This window comes from Bradyrhizobium sp. CB1015, assembly GCF_025200925.1.
GTDB lineage: Bacteria > Pseudomonadota > Alphaproteobacteria > Rhizobiales > Xanthobacteraceae > Bradyrhizobium.
Window position 1 is genome coordinate 7666428 of the sequence record NZ_CP104174.1, and the last position, 16158, is coordinate 7682585.

The following is a 16158-nucleotide window of genomic DNA, read 5'->3' on the forward strand; positions in this document are numbered from 1 at the left end:
CATCATCTCCTCTGCATTTCCGGCGACATCAACAGCAGCGCCAGCGCCTGCTGCCGCGACTCCGCGCGCTCGATGGTCCGCCGCGTCTCGGTCGAGGCGGCATCGGCGGCGGCGAACTCCAGCAGGTCGAGCGGATCGATGTTGTTGCCGAGCCGCGCGCCGATCTGCGCCGCGATGTCGAGCCTGAGCTTGATGCCTTCGGGCGCGGCCCAGGCGGCATTGGTATCGGGAAAGCCGTTGGGGCCCGGCGGCGACCACAGCGGCTGGCCTAGCAGATTGAGGTTGTTCAGATAGGCGCCGGGATCCTCCGGCACGCGAGCCAGCAGCCGGCCGCTCGCAACCAGGAAATCGTATGGCGAGCGCATCTTGGTGAGCGGCGCCTTCCATGCTTCATCGGAATCGACCAGCGCCGTCGCCAGCGCCTTGAGATCGCCGTCGGTCTTGACGAAGACGTCGCGCAGGCGCGCAACGAGCGCCGGCGGCGGATCGTCCGCGACGAAGTGACGGACGAACTTGGTGGCGATGAAACTCGCGGTCGAGGGATGCCGCGCGAGATCGGCGAGCGCGGCTTCGCCCTGTGCGAGGCCCGCCTGATCGTAGGTCTTGCCGAGCAGGATCTGCGGCCCGGGCTGATGCGCATTGACGTTGAAGACGAAGGAGCCGGGGACCCCGAGCTGCCCTTGCCTACCGGCAAAGGTCCAGCCGGTGATGATGCGCGCGAGCGAGGTAACGTCGCCTTGCGTGTAGCCGCCGCCGACGCCGAGCGTATGCAGCTCCATGATCTCGCGCGCGAGATTTTCGTTCAGCCCGCGCTTGCGGTTTTGCCCCGCGCGCGAGTCAGGTCCAAGCGATTGCTGGTTGTCGAGGAAGAACAGCATGGCCGGATGCTGCTCGACCGCCCTCAGCATGTCGGCGAAGCGCCCGAGCACGTGCGGCCGGATCGCCTCGCGCTCGAACGCGCCGGCCCAGATCCGCGCCAGCTCGCCCTTGCTGGCGGAGATGCAGAAATGGTTGGACCAGAACGCGACGAGGCGCTCGGTGAAGCCGCACTCGACGAGCGTGGCGCGCTGCAACCGCGCCAGCGCCTCGGCGCGAAAGGTTTTCTGGATCACATTGAGCGGCTGCGGCGCGGGCTTGGCCGCGGGCTGCGGCGCGGCCGCGCTCGGCTGCATGGTCTCCGGCTTCGGTGCGCTGCCTGTGGGCTTTGCATCGGCCATTTGGCCAGTGATCTCTGCCGCGGCATTCAGCGAGAGATTGCGGCGCAAGGGCGGCTTCTGATCGGCAGGCGCTTGTGCCGGCGTCTCGACCGGCGCGGCGGCCATCGCCGCCTCACGCGCCTGCTTGACCTCGTCCTGATAGGCAAACACGGCCTGCCCGAGTTGCGGCGTCGATTGCAGGCCCGGCGCTTCCAGCAGCACGCCATTGGAACGCGAAAGCTCCGCCTTCACGAAGCCGCGCGGGTCGGAGCTTGCGTTGATGAGATCGCCCGATGCACCGCCGCGGGCGCCGAAGCCGAAGCGGTTGAGCGCGACGAGGGCGGCTTGCGAATCGCGGGCCATCGATGATCTGTCCTTCGCGCGTTGGGAGGTGCTTTCCTGCGACGCGGGCGGCGCGTAATATACCGCAGCGGCAGATGAACCCGACATGAAAATGACGGCGAAGCTTCGACGTAAATCATGACAAATCCGAAAGAAATGCCGTCAGCGCCGGCACTTGCGCGCCGTCTCACCTGTTCCCGCTGCGGCAGCGAATTCGGCTGCGATCTCTCGGGCAATTGCTGGTGCGCGGCGGAGACGGCACGGCTGCCGATGCCGATCCAGGGCGAGGACTGCCTGTGCCGGGAGTGTTTGCGGAAAGCGGCGGCCTGTAGCCCGGATGGAGCGCAAGCGTAATCCGGGATGCTAGCACCGGCCCCGGATTTCGCTGCGCTCCATCCGGGCTACGTGCGTTACACCGCAAATCCCGGCGACTTTCGCGCCATGCCGTCGAACGCATCCAGCAGCTTTTCGCGCCAGGCATAGACCGGATCATCCGCTTCGAGCAGCTTGAACGGGCTGACCACGCGCGCCCATTGGAATCCGCCGAACACGATGTAATCGGCGTAGTTCGGCGCATCCCCGCCGATGAAGGGCTGCGTCTTGAACGTCTGGCGCATCACTTCCAGCGACTTGCGGAACGCGACGACGCCGGCATCGCGGTTCGCCATGATCTCCTCGAGCGTCTTGCCGCCGAAGCGCGCCTCGCGCGACTTGCGGAAATAGGCGGCATCGACCTCATTCAGATTGTACGGGATGTCGGCGATGATGAGCGGAAAGATGCCGCCGACGATGGCGATGTCGCCCCACGCATTGATCATGCGCGCCATGGCGCGGCCGCCGTCGCCGCCGAACAGCGAGAGGCGATCCGGAAAATTGTCCTCGAGATAGTTCGCGATGGTCCAGGAATCGACGACGGGCTTGTCGTGATGCAACAGCACGGGGACCTTCTCCGAGCCGTGCGGCGCGATCGCGCTCTTCTCGGTGAAGCGCCAGGGCAGCGATTCCGCCGCAAGGCCCTTATGCGCCAGCGCCATCCGCGTGCGCCAGCAATACGGGCTGAAGGGGCGCGAAGGATCGGTGCCGACGAGTTCATAGAGCTTGAGTGACATTGGCCAGTGCTCCGTCATTGCGAGCGCAGCGAAGCAATCCAGACTGCTTCCGCGGAGACATTCTGGATTGCTTCGCTGGCGCTCGCAATGATGATGTGGAGGCAGAGGTGCGCATCACCGCCCGTTCGCGCGCAACAGCCTCTCGCCGCCTTCCGTCACCGCGATCACCAGCCCGATTCCGGCAATGGTTTCGCGCGCGACGTAGCCGCGCTCGGCGGCATCTTCCCAGATAGTGAGGCGCGGGCACGAGGTCTTCCAGGTCGCGAGCACCTCGGCGTAGGCGCGCGGCTCGCGCGCCACCCATTCGACGAAGTCCAGCACCAGCGGATCGGCCGTCTCGCTCATTGCAAACCTCCCTTGTCGAAGGCGGCCAGAACCGGCGCACGCAGCAGCAGCAGCCAGCCGCCATAGGCGATGTAATAGCAGGCGATGGTGGTGATCAGCTTGTTGGACCAGGCGATGAACTGCTGGTCGGTCATGGCTTCGAGGATGCGCCGCGCCAGCGTGGTGCCGAGCATCGAGGCTGCAATCGCGACGGCGGCGAGCACGGGATCGAGACTCGCGGCCTGATCGATGATGCCGCCGAAATAAATCAGCTTGGTGAAATGGCTGATGAGCTGGCACATCGCTTTGGTCGCCACCTTCTCGCGCCGGCCGAAATCGCCGCCGAGGAAGAAGGTGTCGAGCAGCGGGCCGGAGACGCCGGTCATCAGCATTAGGCCCATGCAGATCGTGCCATAGACCGTGCCCTGCCAGAGACGGTCGGGATCCGGCTTGATGTTCGCCGGCAGAAGCCGCGCCATGAAAGGGGTGATGCCGAGCAGCAGCAGCGCCGTCGGCTTGTCCGGCACGTAGCGGGTCAGCGACCAGGCGGCGAGCGCGACGGCCGCGCCGACCATATAGTTCGCAACCGGCCGCCAGCGGATATGCGCCCGCCACAGAAACGCCCGCCAGCCGTTCGAGGCCATCTGCGTGATCGCATGCAGCACCATCGCGGTCGGCAGCGGCATCAGGGCCAGCAGCACGCCGATCAGGATCAGCCCGCCCGCCATGCCGAACAGCCCCGACAGGAAGGCGGTAGCCACCATCAGCAATCCGAGGGCAGCGATCATGATGGGCGTCACGAGAGGAATCTCCTGAGGGCGAGTGAGGGACGCAAACTGTTTCACTCCCTCGCCCCGCTTGCGGGGAGAGGCGAAGGGGAACGTGCCTCGCTTGCCCCTCTCGCGCAAACGGAGTTATCTTGCCCTGGCATCAGTTTTCCTGAGGGTGGGTCATTTGCGGCGGCTGCTGTTTCTCAACGGCATCAAGGCGTTCGAGGCGGCGGCGCGGACCGGCAGCTTTGCTGCGGCCGGGCTGGAGCTGAGCGTATCGGCGGCCGCCGTCAGCCGCATGGTGCACCTGCTCGAAGAGCGGCTCGGCGTCGCGCTGTTCGAGCGCAAGGCCAATCGCCTGGTGCTGACACAGGCGGGCCGCGCCTATCAGAGCGGGCTGACCCCGATCTTCGATGCGCTGGCGAGCCTCACGGCACAGGTGACGGCGCCCGCCAGCGTGCGCGTGCTCACCATCGGCGTCGGCCACACCTTTGCGATGCGCTGGCTGATCCCGCGCCTGTCGGAGTTTCGCAGCGAGGAGCCCGACATCGAGGTGCGCTTCACCACCGGCGGCGCCGCGGTGCCGTTCGGGGAGGACTGGAGCTGCGGCATCAAGCTCGGCACCGGCGATTGGCCCGGCCTCGTCGCCGAGCCGCTGTTCGCCGGCGACCTCACCCCCGTCTGCGTGCCGCGCCTCGCCGGCGGATTGAAGCGCCCGGCCGACCTGAAGGGGCCGAGCCTGATCCGCGTCGCGCACTCACCCGAGGACTGGCCGATCTGGCTGAAGGCGGCGGGCACAGCGAGGATCAACGCTCGCGGGCCCGAGTTCCAGTTCTACGGCCAGGCGCTGCAGGCCGCGGCCGACGGGCTCGGCATCGCCATGGGCATCCGCCCCTATATCGACGACGATCTCGCGGCCGGCCGGCTGGTGGCGCCGTTCGACCTCTCGGTACCCAAGGGCATGCGCTGGTACCTGCTCTATCGCAGCTTCCAGACCGAGCAGCGCGACTTTGCCGCCTTCCGCCGCTGGATCATGCGGGCGGCATCGGAACCCGCTGCCCGCCCGCGCAAGATCGGCCGTGCTGCAGCGCGGAACTGATGTCGGGCGGCAAAAAAGCCGCCTGCTTGTGAACGGCTTCACATCCCAAAATCCGCAAACGTGGTCCCCTGACCCTCCGAAAAGAAACGTGGGACCTACACTCATGACGACCCTCTACGACGGCTTTGACATCGAATCCTTCGAAGCTGGCAAGGGGCTGTGGCACGCGCGGATCCGCCGTGCCGATCTCAGCCCGGTGGCCATCGACGGCGTGCTGTTTCCGGCCATGGAAGTCGGCTTCGCCTGGCCCGATCGCGATGCCGCGATTGCCGATGCCAAGCACCACATCGATCGTTTCCGGCTGCGGGCGGGCAGCGACGACGAATAGGCGGTCCGCAGGCGGACCACAGACAGGGCGGCGAAAAGGGGGGAAACCGGTCATGTCCATCATCGAAACCGATGCAGCGCAGCCGCGGATCTACGCCCGCGCAGTGCTCTCCAATTGCCCGGAATGCGACGGCGATCTCGCGGTGCTCCGCGTGATCGGCGGCCGCGCCGGATGCGAGTACTGGACCATGCGCTGCACCGATTGCGGCGGCATTCATCTCGACATCCTCGAGCCGAATGTCGCGGCCGGCGACGACGAGGGGCCGCTGCCCGCGGCGTGAACCGCAAGGCTGCTGCCAACCTGCTGTCAGCAGCCTGCACGGCCACGGGCATTCACCCTTTATTGCGGGGCGGACTCGTCCCATATTCGCCTCATGGCGAAGAAACCTGCATCCTCCGAAAAATCCGGCAAATCCCCGAAGACCAAGGCTCCGAACTCGAAGGCGCATCGCCCCGATGTGCAGCCGATCGGGCCGGCGCTGGCCGAACTGCTCAATCCCGCGATCAATCGCGGCGATGCGGGCTTGGGATCAGGCACCGGCCTGCAGCCGCCGCCGAACAATTCGCGCGACCGCCGCGCCGGGGGCGAAGCCGCCGCGCATCGCGCGCGGGCTTCGACGCCAAAGGACTTCCCCAGCGACCACCGAGCGGGACTGGAAGAGGCGCCGCAGGCCAATTACGGAACCGCGGCCACGATTCCGACGCTCGATCCGGAACTGGCGCGGCAGCTCGGCCTGCCCACCGAGGAGGACGATGCCGAGGCGCTGGCGCGCCCGCCGCGGTCCAAGATGGAGGCACTCGGCGTCAAGGCCACGGCGGATGCGCTGGAATCGCTGATCCGCGAAGGCCGCCCGGAGTTCCGCAAGGACGACGGCTCCATGAAAGTGTGGACGCCACACCGGCCGCCGCGGCCGGAAAAGTCCGAAGGTGGCGTGCGCTTCGAGATCAAGTCGGCCTACGAGCCCAAGGGCGACCAGCCGACCGCGATCGCCGAGCTGGTCGAGGGCATCAACCGCAACGACCGTTCGCAGGTGCTGCTCGGCGTCACCGGCTCGGGCAAGACCTACACCATGGCCAAGGTGATCGAGGCGACGCAGCGCCCGGCCCTGATCCTGGCGCCGAACAAGACGCTGGCCGCCCAGCTCTATGGCGAGTTCAAGAACTTTTTTCCGGACAACGCGGTCGAGTACTTCGTCTCCTACTACGACTACTACCAGCCCGAGGCCTACGTCCCGCGCACCGACACCTACATCGAGAAGGATTCGTCGATCAACGAGCAGATCGACCGCATGCGCCACTCGGCGACACGCGCCCTGCTCGAGCGCGACGACGTCATCATCGTCGCCTCGGTGTCCTGCATCTACGGTATCGGCTCGGTCGAGACCTATACCGCGATGACCTTCGCGCTGAAGAAGGGCGAGCGCATCGACCAGCGCCAGCTGATCGCCGACCTCGTCGCGCTGCAGTACAGGCGCACCCAGGCCGATTTCACCCGCGGCACGTTTCGCGTGCGCGGCGACGTCATCGACATCTTCCCGGCGCACTATGAGGACCGCGCCTGGCGCGTGAACCTGTTCGGCGACACCATCGAGACCATCGAGGAGTTCGATCCGCTCACCGGCCACAAGCAGGACGAGCTCGAATTCATCAAGATGTACGCAAACTCGCACTACGTGACGCCGCGCCCGACGCTGGTGCAGGCGATCAAGTCGATCAAATCAGAGCTGAAGCAGCGGCTCGACCAGCTCCACAACCAGGGGCGCCTTTTGGAAGCGCAGCGGCTGGAGCAGCGCACCACCTTCGACCTCGAGATGATGGAGGCGACGGGCAGCTGCGCCGGCATCGAGAACTATTCGCGCTACCTCACCGGGCGCCGCCCCGGCGAGCCGCCGCCGACGCTGTTCGAATACGTCCCCGACAACGCGCTGATCTTCGCCGACGAGAGCCACGTCACCATCCCGCAGATCGGCGCCATGTTCCGCGGCGACTTCCGCCGCAAGGCGACCCTGGCCGAATACGGCTTCCGCCTGCCCTCCTGCATGGACAACCGCCCGCTCCGCTTCGAGGAATGGGACATGATGCGGCCGCAGACCGTCGCGGTGTCGGCGACCCCGGGCAGCTGGGAGCTGAACGAGAGCGGCGGCGTGTTCGTCGAGCAGGTCATTCGCCCCACCGGACTTATTGATCCTCCCGTTGATATTCGCCCCGCGCGCACGCAGGTCGACGATCTCGTCGGCGAAGTCCGCGCCACCGCGCAAGCGGGCTATCGCTCGCTGATCACGGTCCTCACAAAACGCATGGCCGAGGACCTCACCGAATATCTGCACGAGCAGGGCATTCGCGTCCGCTACATGCACTCCGACATCGACACGATCGAGCGCATCGAGATCATTCGCGATCTGCGCCTGGGTGCCTTCGACGCGCTGGTCGGCATCAACCTGCTCCGCGAAGGCCTCGACATTCCCGAATGCGCCCTGGTCGCGATCCTCGATGCCGACAAGGAAGGCTTTCTGCGCAGCGAGACCTCGCTGATCCAAACCATCGGCCGCGCCGCGCGCAACGTCGACGGCAAGGTGATCCTCTATGCCGACCAGATGACCGGGTCGATGGAGCGCGCCATCGCCGAAACCAACCGCCGCCGCGAGAAGCAGGTCGAGTACAACAACGCCAACGGCATCACGCCGGAGAGCGTGAAGAAGCAGATCGGCGACATCCTCAACTCGGTCTACGAGCGCGACCACGTGCTGGTCGAGGTCGGCGGCCACGACATGACCGACGACGTCATCTCGATCGGCCACAACTTCGAGGCCGTGCTGGCCGATCTCGAAACAAGGATGCGCGAGGCCGCCGCCGATCTGAACTTCGAGGAAGCCGCCCGCCTGCGCGACGAGGTCAAGCGCCTGCGCGCCACCGAGCTCGCCGTGGTCGACGACCCCACCGCCAAGCAGCGCGTGGTCGCGGGCAAGGCCGGCGCCTACACTGGGGCGAAGAAATACGGCGACGCCGGCAACCTCCCCGTCAGCGCCATGAAGAACAAGAGCGCCGCAACCGCGCTCAAGGCCGGCGGGGCTAAGGGCTCCCGCGTGCACAAGCCGCATCTCGACGAGATGCACGGCCCGGAATCGCTGCCCTACCGCGAGAGCCGCGCGCTGCCGTCAAAACCGTTCGGCAGCACCAGCAGGATCATCCAGCCGACGGATTCGCGGCAGTCGGGCCCGGAGTTCGGACCCGCGCCGAAGTCGACGGGCGGCGCGCCGGGGCGGCGCGGGGGGTGGAAGAAGAGGTAGGCGGCGCAGGTTATCGGCGACGTTCGTGGTTGTGGATTCTCAGATGCGCAATTGCGCATCATAGCTCGCCGCTCTGCGGCGGAATGACGTGCAGAGACCTTACTCCCCTCACCCCACGCTCGCCGTCACCACGGCCATCACCGACAGCAGCAGCACGATCGTCACCAGTTGCAGCGAGGCGACGGGCTGGGTGCGCCAGGCGGTGATCTTGTCGGAGAGCGACAAATGGGCCTCGAAGAATTTCGGCTCGTAGACGGTCTTGAACAGGTGCGGGAAGCTCGGACCCAGGGTCACGGCGATCAGGGCGTGGGTGAACGAGGCAACCGCGACGAAGATGGCGACGCCGGGGTCGCCGACCAGGTCGTGGTTGCCGCAGAGCTTGAGCAGGAAGGCCGCAGTGGCGAAGGTCGGGAAGCTCTGCAGGGTCGCGGTCAGCGCGAGGCCTTCGAGCGCGTTATGCAGGCGGGACTTTCTGGCGGTGGCGATGGCGGCCATGGCACGTCTCCCTGATGACATGCCGATGACGGTAACTGCGACGCCGGTGGGGTGATGTGAGATGGGTCACGCCCTATTCCGCGACCGGGATCAGCGGCGAGATGGATTCCGGGTTCGCGCCAAGTGGCGCGCCCCGGAATGACAGAGAGTTACAGCTTCCCCTGCCCTTGGTCTGGCTCTGCTGTTGCCGCTACCACGCATCCGAATAGCGCGAATTCGTGCAACCATCCCATAGCTCGACCAGAAATTGCATACCATGAACCGGGCATTGCGTTCGTGCGTCAAAACGTCTGCAACATCCCTGTGGTTTTGCGGATTGCCGGTGTGAGAAGCCGCACGTTACCGTTGCGCGACGTCACGGGCCAAACGAGGATAGGCGGAATGACGGTGGAGAAGCTGAATCGCCAACGCGTCGTGCACCTGCTCGATGCTCTCACACGCGGCGACGTCGAGACGGCGCTGGCCTGCTGCACCGACGACGTCGACTTCCTCACCCACGCGCCGAGCGATGTGATGCCGCACATGGTGCCGCGCCATGGCAAACAGGAGCTGCGCGAGTTCTGGCAGACGGTCTTGTCGCGCTATTCGGAAATCCGCTACAAGGCGCCGCGCATCGTCGCTGACGACGAGGCGGTCGCGACCTACGTGCACGCCTATTTCAGGAAGCGCAGCAACGACCGCGTCGTGCAATTCGACGCGGCGGTGTTCTACACCTTCCGCGGCGGGCTGGTGGCGGAGATCCGCGAGATCACCGATTCCTACGACCTGGTGCAGCAGGTGCTGGAGCGGGAGATCGGGCCGCTGATCACGGGGCGGTGAGCGTCGCGGCCCGGACAATTACGGGATTCTATTGCAAATCTCACAAAGAGCGATCAAGTGTGCATTGCAAAAACGTGAATTGCGTTTCGACCGAAATCTGCTAATTTATTTGTATACAAATGAGTTGAGCCCCGGCGCGTGATTGCGCGTGGGGTTGTTTGCCGTTTTTTCCGTCAAGCCAGCTTCAGGACTGCCCCAAATGACAGAGCACAGCCTCTGGCGTTTCTCGCGTGCGTTGCACCGCGCGATCAACGACAGGCATTTCGAGGACATCAAGGCCCTGATCGACGAGGACGTCGAGTGGGCGCTCTACGGCCCGATCGACATGTTTCCGTTCCTCGGCGCGCGCCAGGGCAAGGATGCCGTGCTCGACGTCATCCGCCAGCTCGCCGACAATTTCCACGTCCGCCGCTTCGACCGCGAGAGCATCATGCTGGGCGTCGATTCCGCCGCCTCGATGCTGCGCTATTCGCTGACGGCCCTGGATTCCAACAAGCCGATCAGCCTGCGCGTGGCGCAGTTCGCCCAGTTCAAGGCCGGCAAACTGATCAGCATGCGGGTGCTGATCGACACCTTCGACCTGGTCGAGCAGGCACTCGGCCGCGCCATTCATCTGCCGAAGATGACCAGCGTCGGCTAACGCATGATCCGGACCCGAAGGGCCGCGTTAGCGCAAAGTGCGAAGCGGTTTTCCGAGAAGATCATGCGCAAACAACAACCTGAAGCGCGATGATGATCATCGCGCTTTTGGGGGACGCCAACGGGCCCCGCTGTTCGGGACCGATGACGCGGCGATCGCGACGTCCTGGCCTCCAGCCCCGCCGGATGCCGTCGCATCACGAGCTCGTCATCGGGCGCGCGCCTTTCGCGCGGCCCGTTGGTTCGCGTCCCCTTGCGACCCGCCACAATTCCGCAACGAAACATCGGCACTTTCAGCGCCGGAATGGCGCATGGTCATTGCGGCCGCTATAGTGGGGCGGACAGCATGTGCTGGGGTTCGCGGGCAGGACGATGGAATTCTCGACAGGGTTTGGCTGGACCAGGCTGCCGTTGCTGGCGGCCGCATTCATCTTGGGCTCGGCGCTGACGTTACAGGCGCAGATCATTCCGCCCTTCTCCTCACCGGCATCCGACGACGAGGCCGAGGCGGCCGAAACCCCCGAGGTCAATGATCCCGACATCATGAAGGGCATCGACGTCGACAAGCTCGACTGGAGCCAGCTCGCGGTCGATGCGGGGACCGGCATCGACCCGATGGCCGCCAAGAAGCGCGCCCAGGCCGCCGCCAGGGAAGGGCTCGACTGGTCGTCGAACCCCAATGCCAACGGCTCCTCGGCGGTGACCGTGAAGCAATCCGTGTCCTCGTTCTGGGATACCCGGATCGGCGCCGACATGACGGTGGCGAGCGAGCCCAGGACGATGTCCGAGCTGCTGGCGCAGAAGGCCACCAACGGCGGCAGCCTGCCGCAATCCTCGGGCAGCGCCTGGGCGACGGCAACCGCGCCCGGCGCCGGCGCGATCTGGGACAAGACCGCGGTGGAAGCCAGGGTCGATCCCGGCGCCGAGCACAGCAAGATCGGGGCGTCCCTGACCAAGTCGGTGCCGCTGTCGAGCGACACCTCGCTGACGCTGCAGAACGGCTACAGCGTCAACCAGCAGGGCACCAGTGCGGTCCCCGGCATCGGCGGCCACGTCACGCGCAATTACGAGACCGACCAGACCGCCAAGGTCACCGTCACCGACACCGGCACCAGCATCATTGCCGGCCAGACGCTGTCGACCACCGACGACAAATGGCTGCGCAAGGTCGGCGCGGAGCAGAAGCTGTTCGACAACGTCACCGTTTCCGGCTCGGTCGGTGAAACCCCGCAAGGCACGCTGAACAAGAGCGTGACCGCGGGCTTCAAGAAGAGCTGGTAGCTTTGCCTCTCCCCGCGTGCGGGGAGAGGCCGGAATTTGCGACAGCAAATTCCGGGTGAGGGGGACTCTCCGCGAGTCCAACTCTCACCGTCCCCGCGGAGACTTCCCCTCACCCCACCCTCTCCCCGCAAGCGGGGCGAGGGAGTGAAGCACCGGCCGAGCTGCGGCCTCACCTCACCGCGACAGCATTCACACTCCCCTAACCATACGCCACGGCAAAACCCTCGAATGGTCCGGCCTTGCCGCATCTCGGCCCATTTGCGGTCAAAATCGGACGCCCTGATGCGGCTTGCCTCACAGACGTCGTCGTGCGGGGGACACTCGCGCTGCGCTCAACGCGAACAGGGGAATAACGATGAACGCCATGCGTCCTGAAAAGGTCGAAGCCTCCGAGACCGAGACGGTCGACACCAACCTTGCCGCCGTGACCGAGGTCGAGGCCGGCATCCGCGATTTCGTCCGCAACGACATCGCCTATCTGCGCCGTCCGGCATCGAGCACCACCGACGCGCCGCCGCTCGACCCGAGCGCGGAAGCCACCGTCAACAACGTCAACTCGCTGATCCAGCGCGTCGCCGGCACCTCGCTCGCCGAGATCGAGAATTTGATCTCCGAGCTCGAGAGCCTGCGCGACCTGCTCCACGCCGAAGGCCAGCGCGTCCAGCGCGAGATCTCCGGCTACGCCCAGCTCAGCCAGGCCGCGATGAAGTCGACCCGCATGATCGCCGACAACGTCGCGCAGTGGAAGCGCGCCGCAGACGGCCTGCGCAACAGCTGATCGCGACGCATCATTGGCCGCCGCGTTCCGAAAAGGGACGCGGCGGTTTTGATTTGGGTTGGGTCACGCAGCCGTTTCTCTAACACAGGTGTCATCACCCGCGAAGGCGGGTGATCCAGTACTCCGAGACAGCGAGGCTGGAGCCGAGAAGCCGCGGCGTACTGGATGCCCCGCCTTCGCGGGGCATGACAGCGGAGGGTGAGGCAGCGCGGCCGAATGGGTCCCGGCTCTGCGCAGCAGCGTTGCACGCTGCAGCGCGTCCGGGACACCAGACTGCCCTTTGAACCCCCAGCCCCTTCCCGGCGACAAACGCCAAGTGCCCGTGCAGCCACGGCCGGGCTCAGGGGACATTCCAGATGGAAAGCATTCGGCCCGACACCACGGACCCGATCCCGTTGCGGCCCGCGCCGAATCAATTCGGCACGATCATGCTGCGCTTTGTCGGGCTGCTGGCGGTTGCGATCGCCATCCTGGCGTTCGTCTATAGCCGCTGAGCTGCGGCCGGATGCCGGCCGCGATCATTAACGAATTCTTACCGGGCCGCTTCCACGGTCGAGGCTTCGAGCGTGTAGGCGCCATCGGCATAGCCCTTCACCACCATGCCGGCGACCAGCATCACGGCCAGCGTCGCAGTCGCGAAGATGAATCCAACAAATTTGAGTGCGCCGCGGTCAGCCATGGTCCTCGTCCCCTGTCGTCTGCCAATTCGTTTCAAATAGACAGCGACAGGTTCATAATTAGTTAGCAACTCACTGGTTCCGCCAAACTGCTTCGCGGTCACCATGTTGCGCAGGCTTATGGCAGCCACCCGGAATCGCGTCCATAGCGCGCGGGCAACACTCGCTCGCTTTCTCTTCCCCCTCTCCCCGTTCTTACGGGGAGAGGGTTGGGGTGAGGGGCCTCTCTCCGCAGATGCGGTTATCGAAAGACCTGTACCCCCTCACCCGAATTCGATCTGCGATCGAATTCGACCTCTCCCCGCAAGCGGGGAGAGGTGAAGGAACCGCGACCAGCTCGATCAATTCTAAATCATGCGCCCTTGCGCAGCGGCACGAAGGCGGAGGCGGTGATGGAATAGACCTCCTCGCCGCGCTGGTTGGTGCCGGTGGTCCGGGCCGTCAAGATGCCCCAGCCGGGGCGCGAGGCGGAGGTGCGCTTGTCGATGACTTCATTGACGTAAGAGATGGTGTCGCCGGCGAGCACCGGCCTGATCCAGCGCAGGTCGCGAAAACCAGGCGACGGGCCCCATACCGCGACCTCCTCGCCGCGCGAAGCGGCCTCGCGCGCCAGGCGCTGGCCGTCGGCGACAAGCAGGCTCATGCAGGCCGAGCCGACATGCCAGCCCGAGGCCGCGAGCCCACCGAACAGCGAGTTCTTGCCCTCCTCCTCGTCGAGGTGAAAGCGCTGCGGATCGAACTTCGCGGCGAAGGTCTTGATCTTTTCCGCCGTGAACGTGTACGCACCGATCTCGCGGCGCTGGCCGATCGCGATGTCGTCGAAGAACCGCATCAGGCAGCTCCCTCGCGCCGCTTGATCAGGATCGGCGAGGTCATCTCGGCAAGCGCCAGCCCGGCCGCATTGCGCGCGGTGCATTTGAACTTGACGATGCCGAGCTCAGGGCGGCTCTTCGAGACCCGCGCCTCCAGCACATCGACGTCGAGCGTGAGATCGTCGCCGGGCCGCAATGGCGACAGCCAGCGCACCTCGTCGACGCCGGGAGATCCCAGTGACGAAGCGCGGGTGATGAAGCCGTCGGCCATCATCCGCATCATCAGCGAGCACAGGTGCCAGCCCGAGCCGGACAGGCCGCGCAGCATGCTCCTGGCCGCGGCCGCCTCGTCCAGGTGCATCGGCTGCGGATCGAACTCGGCGGCAAAGGCCAGGATCTCGTCGCGGGTGACATGGCGCGGGCCGAACGTTCCGAACCGGCCGGGCGGAAAATCTTCGAAGGTCAGGATCATCTCGGGAAAGCTTTGCGGGAATGACAGATTGTGGCCGCACTTTGCGGCAATCTCAACCCGCCGGTCCGCATGGCTCGTGCTACATACTTGGGATCGGCGTTGATTTGAGTCGGATCGATCGACGGCCGAAGCCCGATTTGAAGTCCCGATTTGCCTTGCGATTGCCTTTGGGGAGAGCAATGTTCTCATTCAGCGACCTGTTCCAATGGGACCGCTTCATCACGCCGACGATCATCAAGACCTTCTACTGGCTGGTGATCGCGCTGATCTGCCTGTTCGGCCTCTCCGGCATTTTCTCGGGCCTCGCTGCGATGGCGATCAGCCCGTTCGGCGGCTTCCTGGTGCTGCTGTCCTCGATCGCGAGCGTCGTGGTCGGCATCGTGTTCTCGCGCATCGTCGCGGAGCTGATCCTGATCGTCTTCCGCATCAACGAGCATCTCGGCGCCATCAGGGACCAGGGATCAGGGATGCGGTGAGGCTCTCGTGTCCCGGACGCGGCGCGGCATGCAATGACGCGACGCAGAGCCGGGACCCATACATCCGCAATCAAGATTTCCTGGGCCCCGGCTCTGCAGCGCAGCGCTGAAGAAGCGCTGCACTGCATCCGGGGCACGAGATCCAGTCTACGTGTTGAACCTGAAATGCATCACGTCGCCGTCGGCGACGACGTAGTCCTTGCCTTCGAGGCGGAGCTTGCCGGCATCGCGGGCACCGGCTTCGCCGCCGAGCGCGACGTAGTCCTCATACGCGATGGTCTCGGCGCGGATAAAACCCTTCTCGAAATCGGTGTGGATCACACCGGCCGCTGCGGGCGCCTTGGTGCCGCGATGGATGGTCCAGGCGCGCGCTTCCTTCGGACCCACGGTGAAGTAGGTGATGAGGTCGAGCAGCCCGTAGCCGGCGCGGATCAGGCGATCGAGACCGGCTTCTTCGAGGCCCAAGGTCTCCAGAAAGTCCGCGCGCTCGTCACGCGAGATCGTCGCGATCTCGGATTCGATCTTGGCGGAGATGACGACGGCGACCGCGCCCTCCTTCGCCGCCTGCTCCTCGACCGCCTTGGAGAAGGCGTTGCCGGTGGCCGCGGATCCCTCTTCGACGTTGCAGACATAGAGCACGGGCTTTGACGACAACAGGCCGAGCATCGAGAACGCCCGCTCCTCCTCCGCCTTGCGCTCGACGAGGCGCGCGGGCTTGCCCTCACGCAGCAGCACCAGGGTGCGGTTGACGAGGTCGAGCTGCTCCTTGGCGTCCTTGTCGTTGCCCTTGGCCTTCTTGGTGAGGTTATCGACGCGCTTCTCGAGGCTGTCGAGATCGGCGAGCATCAGCTCGGTCTCGATGGTCTCGATGTCGGCGAGCGGGGCGATCTTGCCCTCGACATGGGTGATGTCGGAGTCTTCAAAGCAGCGCACCACATGCGCGATGGCGTCGACCTCGCGGATATTGGCCAGGAACTGGTTGCCGAGGCCTTCGCCCTTGGAGGCGCCGCGCACGAGGCCGGCAATGTCGACGAAGGTCAGCCGGGTCGGGATGATCTGGCCCGACTTGGCGATCGCGGCGAGCTTTTCCAGCCGCGGATCGGGGACGGCGACCTCGCCGACATTCGGCTCGATGGTGCAGAACGGATAGTTCGCGGCCTGCGCCGCGGCCGTCTCGGTCAGCGCATTGAACAAGGTCGACTTGCCGACATTGGGCAATCCGACGATCCCGCATTTGAATCCCATGGTTTCTTCC

At 65.5% G+C, this 16158-nt stretch carries 20 protein-coding genes; 11 read left to right on the forward strand and 9 right to left on the reverse strand.

Going from position 1 to position 16158, the window contains the following annotated elements; all coding sequences use genetic code 11:
• Positions 1-2: 2 nt before the first annotated feature.
• Positions 3-1559: a DUF1800 domain-containing protein gene (locus N2604_RS35875; RefSeq protein WP_260372649.1), complete on the reverse strand. Its 1557-nt coding sequence runs from the start codon at positions 1557-1559 to the stop codon at positions 3-5.
• 117 nt (positions 1560-1676) lie between these two features.
• Here N2604_RS35875 and N2604_RS35880 point away from each other — a divergent pair, with 117 nt between their 5' ends.
• Positions 1677-1892, forward strand: a complete 216-nt coding sequence (locus N2604_RS35880; RefSeq protein WP_260372650.1) for a hypothetical protein — start codon at positions 1677-1679, stop codon at positions 1890-1892.
• 56 nt (positions 1893-1948) lie between these two features.
• Here N2604_RS35880 and N2604_RS35885 read toward each other — a convergent pair whose 3' ends face one another.
• The 3 genes from N2604_RS35885 to N2604_RS35895 all read right to left on the reverse strand — a co-directional run bounded on the left by N2604_RS35885 (position 1949) and on the right by N2604_RS35895 (position 3771).
• On the reverse strand, positions 1949-2647 hold the full coding sequence (locus N2604_RS35885) for a glutathione S-transferase family protein (RefSeq protein WP_260372651.1): 699 nt from the start codon (positions 2645-2647) through the stop codon (positions 1949-1951).
• Positions 2648-2761: 114 nt separating this feature from the next.
• Complete coding sequence (locus N2604_RS35890; RefSeq protein ID WP_172788732.1) at positions 2762-2992, reverse strand: hypothetical protein; 231 nt, start codon at positions 2990-2992, stop codon at positions 2762-2764.
• The gene (locus tag N2604_RS35895) at positions 2989-3771 is read right to left on the reverse strand and encodes a sulfite exporter TauE/SafE family protein (protein ID WP_260372652.1); all 783 of its coding nucleotides are present in this window, start codon (positions 3769-3771) and stop codon (positions 2989-2991) included. The genes N2604_RS35890 and N2604_RS35895 overlap by 4 nt, the downstream gene beginning before the upstream one ends.
• Before the next feature lie 154 nt (positions 3772-3925).
• Between N2604_RS35895 and N2604_RS35900 the strand changes: the two genes are divergently transcribed.
• The 4 genes from N2604_RS35900 (at position 3926) to uvrB (ending at position 8454) form a co-directional block, all read left to right on the forward strand.
• On the forward strand, positions 3926-4840 hold the full coding sequence (locus N2604_RS35900) for a LysR substrate-binding domain-containing protein (RefSeq protein WP_260372653.1): 915 nt from the start codon (positions 3926-3928) through the stop codon (positions 4838-4840).
• Between the two features lie 103 nt (positions 4841-4943).
• Positions 4944-5168 (forward strand): hypothetical protein, encoded by a 225-nt coding sequence (locus N2604_RS35905; RefSeq protein WP_260372654.1) that lies wholly within the window; start codon positions 4944-4946, stop codon positions 5166-5168.
• A 52-nt stretch (positions 5169-5220) separates the two neighbouring features.
• Complete coding sequence (locus N2604_RS35910) at positions 5221-5448, forward strand: hypothetical protein (protein WP_260372655.1); 228 nt, start codon at positions 5221-5223, stop codon at positions 5446-5448.
• 93 nt (positions 5449-5541) lie between these two features.
• Positions 5542-8454, forward strand: coding sequence for an excinuclease ABC subunit UvrB (uvrB, locus tag N2604_RS35915; protein ID WP_260372656.1), 2913 nt, complete (start codon positions 5542-5544; stop codon positions 8452-8454).
• A 108-nt stretch (positions 8455-8562) separates the two neighbouring features.
• Here the strand turns inward: uvrB and N2604_RS35920 are convergent, their stop codons facing one another.
• On the reverse strand, positions 8563-8949 hold the full coding sequence (locus N2604_RS35920) for a hypothetical protein (protein ID WP_260372657.1): 387 nt from the start codon (positions 8947-8949) through the stop codon (positions 8563-8565).
• A 381-nt stretch (positions 8950-9330) separates the two neighbouring features.
• Here N2604_RS35920 and N2604_RS35925 point away from each other — a divergent pair, with 381 nt between their 5' ends.
• From N2604_RS35925 to N2604_RS35945, 5 genes are all read left to right on the forward strand, one after another.
• Positions 9331-9768, forward strand: coding sequence for a nuclear transport factor 2 family protein (locus N2604_RS35925; protein WP_260372658.1), 438 nt, complete (start codon positions 9331-9333; stop codon positions 9766-9768).
• 199 nt (positions 9769-9967) lie between these two features.
• Entirely contained in the window at positions 9968-10408 is a 441-nt protein-coding gene (locus N2604_RS35930) for a nuclear transport factor 2 family protein (RefSeq protein WP_260372659.1), read from the forward strand.
• 371 nt (positions 10409-10779) lie between these two features.
• On the forward strand, positions 10780-11688 hold the full coding sequence (locus N2604_RS35935) for a hypothetical protein (protein ID WP_260372660.1): 909 nt from the start codon (positions 10780-10782) through the stop codon (positions 11686-11688).
• Positions 11689-12043: 355 nt separating this feature from the next.
• Positions 12044-12466: a hypothetical protein gene (locus N2604_RS35940; protein ID WP_260372661.1), complete on the forward strand. Its 423-nt coding sequence runs from the start codon at positions 12044-12046 to the stop codon at positions 12464-12466.
• A gap of 356 nt (positions 12467-12822) precedes the next feature.
• Positions 12823-12960, forward strand: a complete 138-nt coding sequence (locus N2604_RS35945) for a hypothetical protein (RefSeq protein ID WP_007614812.1) — start codon at positions 12823-12825, stop codon at positions 12958-12960.
• 38 nt (positions 12961-12998) lie between these two features.
• Here N2604_RS35945 and N2604_RS35950 read toward each other — a convergent pair whose 3' ends face one another.
• The 3 genes from N2604_RS35950 to N2604_RS35960 all read right to left on the reverse strand — a co-directional run bounded on the left by N2604_RS35950 (position 12999) and on the right by N2604_RS35960 (position 14427).
• Positions 12999-13145 (reverse strand): hypothetical protein, encoded by a 147-nt coding sequence (locus N2604_RS35950; protein ID WP_027545961.1) that lies wholly within the window; start codon positions 13143-13145, stop codon positions 12999-13001.
• Between the two features lie 350 nt (positions 13146-13495).
• Entirely contained in the window at positions 13496-13975 is a 480-nt protein-coding gene (locus N2604_RS35955) for a MaoC family dehydratase (protein WP_260372662.1), read from the reverse strand.
• Positions 13975-14427 (reverse strand): MaoC family dehydratase, encoded by a 453-nt coding sequence (locus tag N2604_RS35960; RefSeq protein ID WP_260372663.1) that lies wholly within the window; start codon positions 14425-14427, stop codon positions 13975-13977. The genes N2604_RS35955 and N2604_RS35960 overlap by 1 nt, the downstream gene beginning before the upstream one ends.
• Before the next feature lie 179 nt (positions 14428-14606).
• On the opposite strand from N2604_RS35960, the gene N2604_RS35965 reads away from it, so the two are divergent.
• Entirely contained in the window at positions 14607-14903 is a 297-nt protein-coding gene (locus N2604_RS35965) for a DUF4282 domain-containing protein (RefSeq protein WP_028134403.1), read from the forward strand.
• 147 nt (positions 14904-15050) lie between these two features.
• Here N2604_RS35965 and ychF read toward each other — a convergent pair whose 3' ends face one another.
• Positions 15051-16148 carry a redox-regulated ATPase YchF gene (ychF, locus tag N2604_RS35970; protein WP_260372664.1) on the reverse strand — a complete coding sequence of 366 codons (1098 nt, stop codon included), beginning with the start codon at positions 16146-16148 and terminating at the stop codon, positions 15051-15053.
• Between the last annotated feature and the right edge of the window lie 10 nt (positions 16149-16158).